This is a genomic window from Bradyrhizobium sp. INPA03-11B (genome assembly GCF_040446015.1).
Classification (GTDB): Bacteria; Pseudomonadota; Alphaproteobacteria; order Rhizobiales; family Xanthobacteraceae; genus Bradyrhizobium; species Bradyrhizobium macuxiense_A.
This window is the reverse complement of record NZ_JASGSR010000028.1, coordinates 1-14,250: the sequence shown is the minus strand read 5'-3', so window position 1 is coordinate 14,250 and position 14,250 is coordinate 1. Positions and strand designations below refer to the sequence as shown.

At 65.0% G+C, this 14,250-nt stretch carries 10 protein-coding genes; 8 read left to right on the top strand and 2 right to left on the bottom strand.

All coding sequences use genetic code 11. The features are described 5' to 3' along the window. The first annotated feature begins 87 nt into the window (after positions 1-87). The 4 genes from QMZ05_RS14385 (at position 88) to QMZ05_RS14370 (ending at position 6,285) form a co-directional block, all read left to right on the top strand. Positions 88-1,050: a LysR family transcriptional regulator gene (locus QMZ05_RS14385; protein ID WP_353701348.1), complete on the top strand. Its 963-nt coding sequence runs from the start codon at positions 88-90 to the stop codon at positions 1,048-1,050. Between the two features lie 106 nt (positions 1,051-1,156). Then, the gene (locus tag QMZ05_RS14380; RefSeq protein WP_353701347.1) at positions 1,157-2,116 is read left to right on the top strand and encodes a helix-turn-helix domain-containing protein; all 960 of its coding nucleotides are present in this window, start codon (positions 1,157-1,159) and stop codon (positions 2,114-2,116) included. Between the two features lie 179 nt (positions 2,117-2,295). Beyond that, positions 2,296-4,320, top strand: coding sequence for a hydantoinase/oxoprolinase family protein (locus QMZ05_RS14375; protein ID WP_353701346.1), 2,025 nt, complete (start codon positions 2,296-2,298; stop codon positions 4,318-4,320). A 3-nt stretch (positions 4,321-4,323) separates the two neighbouring features. Then, complete coding sequence (locus QMZ05_RS14370; protein ID WP_353701345.1) at positions 4,324-6,285, top strand: hydantoinase B/oxoprolinase family protein; 1,962 nt, start codon at positions 4,324-4,326, stop codon at positions 6,283-6,285. Positions 6,286-6,505: 220 nt separating this feature from the next. Here QMZ05_RS14370 and QMZ05_RS14365 read toward each other — a convergent pair whose 3' ends face one another. Together QMZ05_RS14365 and QMZ05_RS14360 are read right to left on the bottom strand one after the other, a co-directional pair. Continuing rightward, positions 6,506-7,264 carry an SDR family oxidoreductase gene (locus QMZ05_RS14365; protein WP_353701344.1) on the bottom strand — a complete coding sequence of 253 codons (759 nt, stop codon included), beginning with the start codon at positions 7,262-7,264 and terminating at the stop codon, positions 6,506-6,508. An 80-nt stretch (positions 7,265-7,344) separates the two neighbouring features. Further along, positions 7,345-8,616, bottom strand: a complete 1,272-nt coding sequence (locus QMZ05_RS14360) for an ROK family protein (RefSeq protein ID WP_353701343.1) — start codon at positions 8,614-8,616, stop codon at positions 7,345-7,347. A 241-nt stretch (positions 8,617-8,857) separates the two neighbouring features. On the opposite strand from QMZ05_RS14360, the gene QMZ05_RS14355 reads away from it, so the two are divergent. The 4 genes from QMZ05_RS14355 (at position 8,858) to QMZ05_RS14340 (ending at position 14,130) form a co-directional block, all read left to right on the top strand. Next, a complete protein-coding gene (locus QMZ05_RS14355) occupies positions 8,858-9,823 on the top strand; it encodes a sugar-binding protein (RefSeq protein ID WP_353701342.1) in 966 nt (321 codons plus the stop codon). 63 nt (positions 9,824-9,886) lie between these two features. Then, complete coding sequence (locus QMZ05_RS14350) at positions 9,887-11,413, top strand: sugar ABC transporter ATP-binding protein (protein WP_353701341.1); 1,527 nt, start codon at positions 9,887-9,889, stop codon at positions 11,411-11,413. Then, complete coding sequence (locus QMZ05_RS14345; protein ID WP_353701340.1) at positions 11,410-12,471, top strand: ABC transporter permease; 1,062 nt, start codon at positions 11,410-11,412, stop codon at positions 12,469-12,471. Before QMZ05_RS14350 ends, QMZ05_RS14345 begins: the two co-directional genes overlap by 4 nt. 309 nt (positions 12,472-12,780) lie before the next feature. After that, complete coding sequence (locus QMZ05_RS14340) at positions 12,781-14,130, top strand: carbohydrate porin (protein WP_353701339.1); 1,350 nt, start codon at positions 12,781-12,783, stop codon at positions 14,128-14,130. Positions 14,131-14,250: the final 120 nt, after the last annotated feature.

The window sequence follows — 14,250 nt, the reverse complement described above, 5'->3', positions numbered from 1 at the left end:
CCTGCGGCTGTCGGCACGAGAGTTGCAATGCATGCGGCCGGGCTGAGAAACACCGCTCATGAGTTAGGCAACATCGGAACAACCGCGATGTCCGTTTCTCTGAAACAGATCCGTTATTTCGTCGCCGCCGCCGAGACCGGGCGCATCAGCCAGGCGGCGATCGACCTCAACGTCTCGCAATCCGCGGTCACCGCGGCGATTCAGCAGCTCGAAGCGACCGTCTGCGCCCGCCTGCTGGAACGCGCACCGAACGGCGTCACCGTCACCATGGAGGGCAGCCGCTTCCTGTCCCAGGGCCGCCAGATCCTCGCCGCCGTTGCCGAGGCGGTGCGGAACACGCAGATGTCGGCGGGACCGCTGTTCGGCACGATCCGCATCGGCGTCACCTACACCGTGTCGGGCTACTTCCTGCCGCGCCACCAGAAGCGCTTCCAGGCCAGCTTTCCCGGCATCACGGTCGAGCTGTTCGAGGCGCCGCGCGACGTGCTGGAGCGTGCGCTCGTCGACGGCGCGCTCGATCTCGCTGTGATGCTGGTGTCGAACCTGCGCGATAACGCCATGCTGACGAGCGAGACGCTGCTGCGATCGCCGCGCCGCTTGTGGCTTGCGCCCGAGCATCCGCTGACCCGCGCCGAGCGGGTCCATCTCGCCGACATCGCAACCTATCCTTACGTCATGCTCACAGTCGACGAGGCCAAGCACACCTCGATGCGCTACTGGAGCAACGCCTCGCTCGAACCGAACACGATCTTCCGCACCTCCTCGGTCGAGGCCGTGCGCTCGATGGTCGCGGGCGGCATGGGGATCGCCATCCTCTCCGACCTGATCTACCGGCCCTGGTCGCTGGAGGGACAACGGATCGAGACCCGCGTCATCGAGGACGAGGTGCCCAGCATGGATATCGGCTTGGCCTGGCGGCGCGACACCAGGCCATCGGAAGCGGCGATGGCGTTCCGCGATTTCATGCGCTTTGCAGTTGCCGGCGTCGGGCCGGGGCGGCCGCCCGTCAGCATGGACCGACATCAGGGCGAGGAGGCGATCGAAATCTAGAATATCTGTTTCCGTTTTATTCGACTTGACGCCGTCCGGCGGTCCTCGCCAAACTTTGCCCGGGGACACGACGACCGGAGGCACAGCCGGCGGCGGGGAGTGAGACATGCAAGTCACCTACACGACCAACGACATCCCGTTGCAGAGCCGCCGCCAGTACTGGCAGGAGGTCGTCTCGAAGACCTATTACTCGCTCGACCTGCGCTTCCCGAGCACGCGCGAGTTCGATGCGCGCCTCGGCGCCTGGTCGATGGGTCCGCTCTCGGTCTCGCGAAACATCGCCACTGGCCTGCTGTACAAACGCCATGAGCGGCACCTCCTGAACGAGCGGGAGGAATCCTTCCTGATCACCGTGCCCGAGCTCGCGGAAATCCGCTTCGAGCAAGATGGCAAGGTGGTGCACTGCCGTCCCGGCGCATTCCTGATCGAGCGCAGCCATCTGCCCTACGAATTCAGCCATCAGGATCCGACGGCGCTGTGGTGCCTGAAGATCCCGAGCGCGGTTCTGCGCGGCCGCATATCGCGGCCCGAGCGCCTCGCCACGCTGCAATTCGATGCCAGCCGCAGCGTCGGCGCGCTGTTCGTCGACACGCTGCGGCTCTCTGGTGAGCGCATCGAGGAAATGGACGAGACGGCGCGCACGCTGATGGGCAAGCACCTGATCGAGCTGCTTGCGATGGCCATCGAATCCGACGACCGCGTGCTGACCGGCCACTCGTCCTCGGTACGCAACGGCCATCTATTGCGCTGCGAGCAGTTCATCCGTGCCCGCCTCGACGACATGCGGCTCACCCCGCAGATGATCGCCGACGGCTGCGGCATCTCGCTGCGCTACCTGCACCAGATCTTCGAGGGCGAGGGTCTGACCGTCTGCGCCTATATCCGCAACCAGCGGCTGGCGATGTGCGATGCCCTGCTGCGCGATGCGAGCTGCCGCAAGAGCATCTCGGAAATCGCCTATCAATGGGGCTTTGCCGACCAGGCGCAGTTCAGCCGCAACTATCGCAGCCGATTCGGCTGCACCCCGAGCGAAGCGCGCGCCACCTCCCGCGCCGCCAACGCCTGACGGCGGCGCCACTCCCGCACCGCCCTGATCGTTTGTTGAGCAGCCCGCCGCCGTCCGGGCACGCATCCCCGCCATACGGTTCGCTCTCTCGCACAAGTCTTCCTGCGCTCAGCGTCAAGAAGGCGGGCCGCCGCTCTGCCTAAGATCGGCGAAACGCTTGTTCGAAAGGGAGACGCATGGTGCAGGACCTTCGTGTGGCTGTCGATGTCGGCGGCACGTTCACCGACATCTGCATTATGGACGAGACGACCGGTCTCATCCGCATCGAGAAGATCTCCTCCACGCGCGATCCGATCGAAGGGATCATGGGCGGCGTGTCCAAGGCCGGGATCGATCTGTCCAGGGTGGCGCTGTTCTCGCACGGCACGACAGTCGCCACCAACGCGCTGATCACGCGCCGCCTGCCGCGCACCGCCGTGGTGACGACCAAGGGGTTCCGCGACGTCATCGAGATCCGGCGCGCCAACAAGGAAGACCTCTGGGACACCTACAAGGACGTCGTGCGGCCCTATGTGCCGCGGCGCGATCGCCTGACGGTGCCCGAGCGCGTCGATGCCGGCGGCAAGGTGATCGAGCCGCTCGATGTCGAAGCCGCGCGCGAGGTGGCCCGCATCCTCAAGCGCCGTGGCGTCGCCGCCGTCGCGGTCTGCTTCATGAACGCCTATCTTAACGGCGCCAACGAGCGCGCCATGCGCGACATCCTGCTGGCCGAGATGCCCGACATTCCGGTGTCGATCTCCTCGCAGGTGCTTCCCGAAATCTTCGAGCATGAACGGTTCTCGACCACGGTTGCCAACGCCGTCGTGAGCCCGGTCGTCGTCAACTACACGAGCCGGCTCGGCGACCGCCTCGCCCATGAAGGTTACACCCGCGATCTCCTGCTGCTGCACACCGGCGGCGGGGTGATGACGCCGGCGAGCGTCAAGGACTTCGCCGCCCGCCTCGCCGGCTCCGGCATCGCCGCCGGCGCCATCGCCAGCCGCTATATCGCCGGCCTCTGCGGCTTCCCCAATTCGATCGGCCTCGACATGGGCGGCACGTCCACCGACGTGTCGCTCGCCTATGAGGGCCACTCGCGCGTCACCAAGGACTGGCACATCGAATTCGGCTATCCGATCCGCTTCGCCTCGATCGAGGTGCTCACCATCGGCGCCGGCGGTGGCTCGCTGGCCTGGACCGACCCGGCCGGTTCCCTGCGCAACGGCCCGCAATCGGCCGGCGCCCACCCGGGCCCGGCCTGCTACGGCAACGGCAACACCCAGCCGACCAACACCGACGCCAATGTGACGCTGGGCCGGCTCGGCACCGATCTCGCCGGCGGCAAGGTCAAGCTCGACCCGGCGCTAGCCGAGCAGGCGGTCGAAGACGGCGTCGCCAAGCCGTTCGGCCTCGGCCTGCATGAAGCCGCGGACGCGATCGTCAAGGTCGCCAACGCCAACATGTCGGACGCGGTGCGGCTGATCTCGATCAGCCGCGGCTACGATCCGCGCGACTTCGCGCTGGTGGCGTTCGGCGGCGCCGGCGCCCTGCATGGCGTCGACGTCGCGCGCGAGCTGTCGATTCCGGTTGTGATCGTGCCGCCGAATCCCGGCGTGACCTCCGCGCTCGGATGCCTGCTCGTCGACATGCAGCACGATTTCTCGCAGAGCTGCATGGTCGACGCCGCCGACGCCGACGCTGCCGAGATCGAGGCGCAGTTCGCCGAGCTCGAGAAGGCCGCGCTCGCCCGGCTCACCCATGAGGGCGTCGCGCAGAAGGACATCGTGCTGCAGCGCTCGATCGACATGATGTATCGCGGCCAGTGGCGTTCGCTTGCGGTGAAGGCGCCGCAGCCGATCGGCGCGATCGCTGACCTGGTGCAGAGCTTCCACGCCGAGCACCAGCGCGAATACAATTTTCGCCGCGACAGCGCACCGGTCAGCTTCTTCCGCCTCAACCTGAAGGCGGTCGGTGTGGTTCCCAAGGCCGAATTTGCCGTTCACGCGCCGACCGGTGTTAGCCCCGCGCCGGTTGGCCACCGCAGGGTCTGGTTCGAAGGCAGCGGGCTCGATACGCCCGTCTATCAGCGCGACGACCTGCCCTGCGGCTTCTCCTTCCAAGGCCCCGCGATCATCGAGCAGCTCGATGCCACGACCGTCGTGCCGCCCGGCGCCGGCGCCGAGGTCGACAAATATCTCAACATCATCATCCGCGTGAAGGAGTGAACCATGGCCACGGCCCTCCCGCTCGATCCCGTGACCTTCGAGGTCCTGAAAAATTCCTTCATCACCAGCGTCGACCAGATGGGCGAGCAGGTGCTGCGAACCTGCTACTCCTTCGTGATCTACAACCGCGACTTCTCGAGCGCGCTGCACGACGCCAACGGCGAATGCGCGGCGCAAGGCAACCAGGATATCGCGGTCCACGTCGGCACGCTGCATTTCACCTGCAAGGACGTGATGCGGCATTTCGAGGGCGACATGCATGAGGGCGACGTCTTCGCGATCAACGACCCCTATGCCGGCGGCACGCACTTTTCCGACGTGCGGCTGATCCGCCCGATCTTTGCCGACGGCAAGATCATCGCCTTCAGCCAGTCCAACGGACACTGGTCCGACGTCGGCGGCAGCGTGCCGGGATCGTTCGACGTCGCGGCCCGCGAGATGTTCCGCGAGGGCCTGCGCATCACGCCGGTCCGCCTGTTCGACAAGAACGGCCTGCGCAAGGACGTCGCGCATCTGATCGCCTCCAACACCCGTGACCCGGCCTCGATCATCGGCGACATCCAGGCGCAGGCCGAAGCCACCGCGGTTTGCGAACGCGAGATCCTGCGCCTGGTCGGCAAATATGGCCGCGACACCGTCGAGACCGGGCTTGCCGCGGTCCAGGACTATGTCGAGCGCTCGGCGCGCCAGCGCATCGCGGCGCTGCCCGACGGCGAATGGGAAACCGTCGACTTCATCGACCGCGATCCGGCCGGCGGCGAAGGCATGATCCCGATCCGCATCAAGATGACGATCAAGGGCGACCGCGCGATCTACGACTTCACCGGCAGCCATCCGACCATCGGCTCGATCTACAACTCGGCGTTCGGCGCCACCTTCTCGGCGGTTGCGGCCGGCATGAAGACCTTCTTCCCCGATCTGCCGCTCAATTCCGGCTTCTATCGCTGCTTCGACATCATCGCTCCCGAAGGCTCGATCGTCGATGCCAAATGGCCTATCGCAGTGACCGGCTTCCTGATGCCGTTCGAGAAGATCATGAACTCGATCTACGAAATGTGGTCGAAGCTGATGCCGGAGCGCGCGCTCGCCTGCGCCTTCAACCTCGAATATCTGCTCACCGGCGGGCTCGACGCCCGCAGCGCCGACAAGCCGATCTTCATGTTCTACGACTGGCTGCCCGGCGGCTGGGGCGGACGCAACGGCAAGGACGGCAGCAATGTTACCACTGCCTGCTTCGGCACCGGGCTGATGTCGCAGCCGGTCGAGGGCCAGGAACGGGCCAATCCGATCCTGACCACCGAATGCGAGATTCTCACGGACTCGCCCGGCCCGGGCAAATGGCGCGGTGGTGCGGGCGTGGTGAAGACGTCGCGGATGCTGCAGGCCGAGAAGACCGTGATCTCCTATATCTGCGACCGCGAGCGCGCCATCGTGTGGGGCATCGAGGGCGGCCTGCCGTCGATGCCGCATGGCCTGACCCTGAAGCGCGCCGGCAGCACGGTCGAGGAGCGGCTCGGCTCGATCTTCTCGGACGTTCCGATCGGCGAAGGCGACGTATTTTCGCGCCCGACCGCCGGCGGCGGCGGGTTCGGCGATCCGCTGGAGCGCGATCCAAACCTCGTGATCGAGGACATCAAGGACGACTATGTCTCGGTCGAGCGCGCCGCCAAGGATTATGGCGTCGTGGTGCACACAATCGACGCCGAGCTCTGCAACTACGAGGTCGATAAGGTCGCGACCGCGGCGCTCCGCGCCAGGATCCGCTCCGAGCGCGTCGCCAATGTCCGGCTCGATCCGGAGACGGTGGCGCAGCGCTACCGCAGCGGAGAGCTCAACGCGTTCGACGTGATCCGCCAGCACGCGGTGATCCTCGACTGGGGCACCGGCGCGCTGCTTGCCGAATCCACCCGCCAGTTCCGCGAGGCGTTCGAGCGGCGCTCGGTCGCGATGTGGAAAGCCGGCTGATCGTCATCGAGAGCCGCGCCGCCGGCGCGGTCCATGCAGCGAAAGAGGACTAGAAGCCGCCGCGTCTGCTCGAACTCCTGCTTGATCGCACGCAGGATCCGGCCCTTCCCCACATCGCCGATGCATGGACGGATAATCTGATACGGTCGCATCAGACAGCTCGCACAGATAGCAGCGGACCTGCGTCCGTCCTGCACGTCAACGCCGTCGATTGAAATCGCTAGACCCAGCCGCCGTCGACGATATGGCTCTGGTTGGTGCAGGCGCCGCTGTCGTCGGCGGCGAAGAACAGGACGACGCGGGCGATGTCGTCAGGCACGAGCTTGCGCTTGAGGCATTGCCGCTGCATCAGTTCAGTGACGCCTTCGGGCGTCAGCCACAGATCCTGCTGCCGCTGGGTCATGATCCACCCGGGCAGGATGGAGTTGACCCGCACATTGTGCGGCCCGAGATCGCGGGCCAGCGCGCGGGTGAGGCCCTGAACCGCTGACTTCGCCGTGGTGTAGCAGGGCATGTTGCCCTGACCGATCACCCAGCTCACCGATCCGATATTGATGATCGCACCGCCGCCCGCCTGTTTCATGTCGGGTGCAACCGCCTGGGCGCTGAAGAACTGATGCTTCAGGTTGACGGCGATCCGCTCGTCCCAGAATTCCGGTGTGACGTCCTCGATCGCGTGACGATCATCGCGCGCCGCGTTGTTGACCAGGATGGTGATCGGCCCGAGCGCCTCGCGGATGCCGGCGATCGCGCGGCGCAGCGCGCCGATGTCGCGCAGGTCGGCGTGTTCGAAGTGCACGCGGGCATGCGCCCCCAGATCGGACAGCAGTTGCTCCGAGGACGTCAGATCGATGTCGATGAAACCGACCCGCGCGCCCTGGCTGATGAACTGGCGGACGATCGCCTCGCCGATGCCGGAACCGCCACCGGTGACCAGGACGGTCCGGTCCTTGAGGCTTGGATAGATAGCACCCTGCATTGGCATCCTCACGATTTGGCGCCTGAAGGGCGTCAGTTGCATTGCTGCGGCTCAAGCAAAGGGCCGCAGCTCCCGAGGTTTCACTCGGTTGTCTCCATGTGGCTTCGGTCCACGACCCGCAGCGTCCGCCGCACCATGCCGTCGACAATTGTCGCCGACTCGCTTGGACGCACATGGATCGCCGTAGATTTGAGCAGCCACGGCAACGCCGCCTGCTCGAGCCTCTCCTCATAGGCACTGCGCATCATGTCGAACGCCTGCAGGCCGGGACCTGCGAGGATCAGATGATGCGGGCGCAGCACCGATATCGTCGTGGCGACCGCCTCGGCGAGCGCGTGGCCGGCCTGCCGGAACAACTGTTCGAGACGCGGATCGCCGGCGCGTGCCCGCGCCCGCAGCAGCGCCATCTGCGCCTCGGACGGTTGCTGCGACACCGCCGGCGGCAGGTCGAGAAAGGTGCGGGCGTCGCGGTAGAGCGCATAATCGGCGAGATGGGCCTCAATGCAGCCGCGCTGACCACAGCGGCACTGCGGACCGTTCGGCGTCAACTTGACGTGGCCGATCTCGCTGCCCGCGCCGGCCCCCCAGCGCGCTTCACCGTCGACGACGATGCCCATGCCGATGCCGTGACCGACCATAAGCGTGGCCGTGAGGCCCTGCGCCAGTGCCGGCTCGGCCGCGACAAGGGCGAGCGCCACCGCGACCGCGTCGTTCGCCATCACGACTTCGACGCCGAATTCCTCGCGGATCGGTTTTGCCAGGTCGACGTCGGTGATCGACAGCGCGGGGCTCCACAGATGCCGGCCGGTATCGGCGTCGACGATGCCCTGCAGCGCAATCCCGATTCCCAACAGCCGGTCTCGCGGCGTGGCCGTCTCTTCGAGCATGGCCTCGATCTGCGCGATCACGAGATCGCACACCGCGCCTGCATCGAGCCCGCGTGTCGTCAGTTCAAGTCGGGATTGCGCCAGGGCCGAGCCGCTGAAATCGGCGATCAATGTCTCGATCAGATTCATGCGCAGCGAGACCGCAATGATGCGGCCGAATTCGGGGTTCAGGGTCAGCAAGACCGCCGGCCGGCCACGGCGGCGGCCGTTCACCCCATCCGCATCCTCGTCGTCGGTATCGTCCGGCCACGACGTCGCCGCATCGGTCTCGGCCTCAACCAGCAGGTCTTCCGCCATCAGCTTTGACGTGATGGCCGAAATCGCGGGGAAGCTCAGCCCGGTGCTACGTGCGAGCTCGACGCGCGGCAACGGTCCCTGACGCCGCAAGACTTCAACGAGACGGTCGCGGTTCGATCCGCGGGTCAGACTTGAAGCGCGTCTCAGCGGTTCGGACTGCTCACTCATACCGACTTTTTTAATTCGCTTGATAAAATTATTCAACGGATACGCCTCAGATATTGGCCAAAAAGCATCGATTGCGACCGAAATACATCACCATCATACTATTTTTGCTTGAACAGCTGGACTCGAACATCCTTGACTGGACTTTTTGTCGCGCTAATTTATTAGTTGCGTGAATAAAATAAGGCGTGAAAAGCGCCGAGCGTGAAATCCCCTCGCGGGGGGTATCGACAGGGAGGTGCATATGAATGACTCAATGAAGAGATTGATCGTGCCGCTGCTGGCGGGCGCAGCTGCGCTCGCGATGACCACGGGGATAGCACAGGCGCAGCAAAAAAAGACCATCGCGCTGGTGACCAACGTCGCGGCCGACTTCTGGACCATCGCAGGCCGCGGGCTTGAGAAGGCGCAGAAAGAGCACCCAGACTACAATATCGAGCTGATCGTCACCAACGAAGGCACCGCGGCCGGCCAGCGGCGCGAGCTGGACGACCTGCTGGTGCGCGGCGTCGCCGGCATCTCGATCTCGGTCGACGATGCGCCGCATGCGACCGAAGAACTCAACAAGGTTGCGGCCAAGACCGTGCTGATCACGACGGACAGCGACGCGCCGCAGAGCAATCGCCTCGCCTATATCGGCACCGACAACGTCGCCGCCGGGCGGCAGGCCGGCGAGGAGATCAAGAAGGCGCTGCCGAACGGCGGCAAGATCGCGCTGTTCGTCGGAACGATGGACGCCGACAACGCCCGCGAGCGGGTGCAGGGCATCAAGGAATCGATCGCCGGCACCAAGGTCGAGCTGGTCGACGTGTTCACCGACCAGGTGGACTTCGCCAAGGCCAAGGCGAACATGGAGAACGTGCTCGTCAAATATCCCGACATCGCGCTGCTGTCCGGCCTGTGGAGCTACGAAACCCCGCTGATCTATGACGCGGTGAAGGCCGCGGGCAAGGCCGGCAAGGTGAAGATCGTCGGCTTCGACGAGGACCAGCGCACGCTGCGGGGCATTTCCGACGGCACGATCGAATCCACCGTCGTGCAGCAGCCGTACGAGTTCGGCTATCTCTCCGCCACCAACATCATCAAGACGCTGAACGGCGACAAGTCCTGGATCCCGAAGGACAGCAAGCTGATCGTGCCGACCAAGGTGATCAGCAAGACCAACGTCGCGGAGTTCGCCGCGAATCTGAAGGACCTGCTGAAGAAGTAACTTCAGTCGGCCTCACCGCCCGGCCGCCATGGCCGCCGGGCGGTGTGCAGGAGGACATGCCGAATGGCGGAAACGCTGCTGGAACTCAGCGGAATCAGCAAGGACTATCCTGGCGTCCGGGCGCTCGACGACGTCAATCTGCGCGTCTGCCGCGGCGAGGTGCTGGGCCTGATCGGCGAGAACGGCGCCGGCAAGTCGACGCTGATGCGCGTGCTGGCAGGCGTGATCGCACCGAGCGCGGGCGCGATCCGCATCGGCGGCACCGAGCACGCCCGGATGACGGTGAACGAGGCGACGCTCGCCGGCATCGCCTTCGTGCACCAGGAGCTGAACCTGTTCGAGAATCTCGACGTCGCAGCCAATGTCTTCATCGGGCGCGAGAAGCTTGCCGGTGGTCCGCTGAAGCTGGTGGACAATGCGGAGATGCGCGCCCGCGTGACGCCGCTGCTGGAACGGCTGGGCGCCGATTTCACGCCGAGCACGCTGGTCGACAATCTGTCGATCGCCGAACGCCAGATGGTGGAGATCGCCAAGGCGCTCTCGATCGACGCGCGCGTGATCATCATGGACGAGCCGACCTCCAGCCTGACGATTTCGGAGACCGAGCGGCTGCTGGAGGTGATCGCCGACCTGAAGGCGCACGGCATCTCGGTGATCTACATCTCGCACCGGCTCGGCGAGATCATGAGCTGCGCCGATCGCGTCGTGGTGCTGCGCGACGGGCGTACGGTGGGGGAGCTGACGCGGGACGAGCTGAGCCACGCTGCCATGATCCGGCTGATGATCGGCCGCGACCTCAAGGCGCTGTACACGCCCCCGGCGCACGCGCCGCAGCCGGGCGGCTGCGACATCGCAGGCGTCGTGACGACGGCCTTTCCCGACCGGCAGATCGATCTTTCGGTGCGGCGCGGCGAGATCCTCGGCCTTGCCGGACTCGTCGGCGCCGGCCGCACCTCGCTCGCCCGCGCCGTGTTCGGCATCGACCCGCTGCTGGGCGGCGAGATCAGGATCGACAACGCTCCGGTCGGTGTCGCCTCGCCGCGCGATGCGATCAGGCAGGGAATCTATTTGGTGCCGGAGGATCGCAAGAAATCCGGGCTGGTGCTGGAACTGCCGATCCGCGAAAACGTGACGCTCGCGAGCCTGTTGGATTATGCGCGGATGTGGCTGGTCAACGGCACCGCCGAACGCAAGATCGCAAAGGACCAGGCGAGGCGCCTGTCGATCAAGGCGCCGAGCATCGACATCGAAGCCGTGACGCTCTCCGGCGGCAACCAGCAGAAGGTGGTGCTGGGCAAATGGCTCTCGATGCAGCCGCGCGTGATGTTCTTCGACGAGCCGACCCGCGGCATCGATGTCGGCGCCAAGAGCGAGATCTACGCGCTGATGCGCAGCCTCGCCGACCAGGGCGTCGCCATCGTGATGATCTCCTCCGACATGGAAGAGGTCATCGGCGTCTCCGACCGCGTCGCGGTGATGCATGAAGGCAGCGTCAGCGGCGTGCTCGAGCGCGACCAGTTCAGCGAATACAACGTGTTGCGGCTGGCGGTCGGCCAAGCGCTCGAGACCATGGAGGCCGCTGCGTCATGATGAAGAAGGAACTCGGCCTGTTCTTGCTGCTGGCGGTGATCTCCGCCATCACCGGCGCGATCAACCCGGCCTTTCTGTCGTTCGTGAACCTGCTGAACATGGCCAATTTGATCGGCCTGTTCGGTGTGTTCGCGCTGGGCGAAGGGCTCGTCATCATCACCGGAGGCATCGATCTTTCGCTCGGCTCGATGTTCGCGCTGCTTGGCGTCGTCTTCATCGACCTGCTGACGACGTATCAGGTGCCCTGGCCGTTCGCGCTGCTGCTGGTCCTGATGGGCGGGCTGGCGCTAGGCGGCATCCAGGGGTTCCTGATCACCCGGCTGAAGATGCAGCCCTTCATCGTGACGCTGTGCGGGCTTTTGATCTATCGCGGCGCCGCACGCTACTACACCAGCGATTCGACGCGCGGCTTCGGCTACGGCGACGAGGCCAGCACGCTGAGCAACATCGCCTCCGGCAATGTCGCGGGCATTCCGAACACCTTCATCTTCCTGATCATCCTGGCGGTGATCCTCGGCGTGCTGCTGCATCGCTCGGTCTACGGGCGCTGGCTCTATGCCGTCGGCAAGAACGAGGAAGCGGCGCGCTTCTCCGGCATCAGGACCAACCTCGTGATCGCGACCGCCTATGTCATCAGCGGCGGCCTTGCCGGCGTCTCGACCGTGCTGTTCGTCTTCTACACCAACTCGGTCTCGCCGAGTTCCTTCGGCAATTTCTACGAGCTCTATGCGATTGCGGCGGCAGTCCTCGGCGGCTGCAGCCTGCGCGGCGGCGAAGGCTCCATCCTTGGTATCGTGCTGGGGACGGCCTTGCTGCAGGTGCTGCAGAACCTCGTGAACATCCTCGGCATTCCGAATTCGCTGAACTTCGCGGTGATGGGCACCGTGATTCTGATCGGCGTGCTGGCGGATCAGCAATTGCAGGCCCGGCGGCGGCGCAAGGCCGCGCTGGCCGGCCTCGCCCGCACGACACCGAAATCGAAGGAAAACACTCGTCTGCAGAACGCGTCTCCGCACGGCGCGGCCGCGTTGCCGACGACGACAGGCGATCAGGCATGACCACTCGATAAGGAAGGACCGCGATCGGGAATAGGGTCGCGGCGACTTGAATAGAAGACCATGGGGAGGAGTTCGATGCGCAGGACCGATGAAGTACACGACGCTGGCGTCCGCATTCGCGCTGCAGGCCGGACCCGGCCGGGCGACGGCCAGACCCTCACCACCGTCTTGAAGGGCTTTGGTGCGCGCGCGGTTTCCATCTCAAGTTGAGAGATGAGTGCACTGAAAGGGGCGCGTTCCGTGCTGAATGGCTTTGGGCGGGAACGTGAAGCAAAATGGACAAAGCCGGGGACGCTGGGAGTGCAGAAAATGTCACTTAGGTCTGTAGGCACCGCGGGGGCGTGCGGATTGGGGATCGCCCTATTATCTCTATTCGGCGGCGGCGCGCATGCGGCCGATCTGCTCACGAAGGCTCCGCCTGTGCCTTACACGGAGACCGATGATTTCTGGACAAGGCCGTATCTGTTCGGCGATCTCGGCAGGACGCAGCTGAAAGAGCGAGGCATCTCGCTCGCCCTGACGCTGGGCGACGAAGCCGTCGGCAATCTGTCGGGTGGCAACAAGAACGTCGGGGCCAACGCCGGACAGCTGTTCTTCCAGGCAAAGTTCGACATGGCGAAGCTCGCCGGCATTCAGGGCGGCCTGGTCGGCCTCACGCTGGTCGACCGCTTCGGCCACAATCTGAATGACGACGCAGGCATTCCGGCCTTGCAGCTGACCAACGAAGTGTTCGGCCGCGGCAATATCCTGCGCCTCACAGAACTCTACTACTCGCAAAAGCTGTTCGATGATCGCCTCGAACTCAAGGGCGGCCGCCTGCCGGTCGGCTCCGATTTCTTCTTCGGTCTGTGCGAGTTCATCAACCTGACGTTCTGCGGCGGCCAGCCCGGCAACATCCAGGGTGGCTACATCTACAATTGGCCGGTGAGCCAGTGGGCCGGTGTGGCGCACTACAACTTCGCCAAGGAATGGCAGCTGTCGGTCGGCGTCTACGACGCCAATCCGAATTATCTGACGACGTCGGATTCCTCAACCTACTTCCTGCCGGGCGTTCCCGGTTCGAGCCGCGCCTCCGGCGTGCTGGTGCCGGTCGAGGTGGTCTGGGCGCCGAGCGGTCCTCTGAACGGGACCTGGAGATTCGGCGGCTGGTATGACAGCGCGTCGACGATTGACGGCGGCCTCCCGGGTATCATTGCAGCTATCCCGGGCGTCGATGGTGTCCCGGGCCAAAATCTCGGAGATCAACGCGGCCGCTATGGCGTTTATGAGTCGATCCTGCAGCGACTGACTGTTGAGGGTGCAAAGGCGCAGGGTTGGTACATGTTCCTCAACACGACTGTCGCCGATCACCGGACGTCGTACCAGGACTATCAGGTTGCGCTGGGTTTCAGGCACACCGGCACCTTCTCCTGGCGTCCGGAAGATGAAGTCGGCTTTGCGGTGGGTACGACCCACGTGAATTCGGCGGCCCTCACGCCCAATGCCGGCGGCAACGAAGTTCCGATCGAAGCCTGGTACGGCTGGCAGGCAACCGGCTGGATGAACCTCAAGTTCGACGCCCAGTACGTGATCAACCCGGGCGGACGCGGCTATAACGGAGCCGGCGTCAAGACCGAGAACGCCTGGGTGCTTGGTCTGCGCACGCTGGTGCACTTCTGAGCCGGAGGTGGTTTGCCAGCATGCCGGAGCGAGACCAGCCATGGTAACCCCTTGTATCTGCACGAGCATGATTTGTGCGATGGAAGCGACTTAGCGCCTTGGCCGGTGGCTGCCGGCCAA